This window comes from Bacteroides sp. An322 (genome assembly GCF_002161765.1).
In the GTDB taxonomy this organism is placed as follows: Bacteria; Bacteroidota; Bacteroidia; order Bacteroidales; family Bacteroidaceae; genus Phocaeicola; species Phocaeicola merdavium.
Window position 1 is genome coordinate 1 of record NZ_NFIN01000078.1, and the last position, 537, is coordinate 537.

Here is a 537-nt window from a genome sequence, read left to right on the forward strand (position 1 = left end):
GAGCGTATTCGTGCAGCAGAACGGGTCGGAATGTGATTTCAACAATTCTGACTCGTGGGTGATACTGTCGCCCATAGAGCAAAGTATCAAGCGGAAGATAGAAGCAGTGGGCACGCCTCTTAAAGATTGGGATATTCAAATCAATTATGGTATCAAAACAGGATTTAATGATGCGTTTATCATTACTACAGAAAAACGTAATGAGATATTGGCTAATTGTCTGACTGAAGATGAACGTACCCGAACGGCTGAACTTATACGACCGATTCTGCGTGGCAGGGATATTAAGAAATATGGATATGACTGGGCAAATCTATGGCTAATTTATTTGCCTTGGCATTTCCCGTATCAATTTGATAGCAGTATAACAGGTGCTTCGGAAAAAGCAGAAAAGGCTTTTAAAGAACAATATCCAGCAGTGTATAATCATATGTTCCAATATAAAGAACCTCTGTCTAATCGAAATAAAGCTGAAACAGGTATCCGTTATGAATGGTATGCTATGCAACGATGGGGCGCTAAATATTGGGAGGATTT

The 537-nt window shown here is 39.9% G+C and carries 1 pseudogene; it reads left to right on the forward strand.

The features are described from left to right. Positions 1–537, forward strand: a pseudogene (locus B5F91_RS14800) (class I SAM-dependent DNA methyltransferase); the annotation flags it as partial.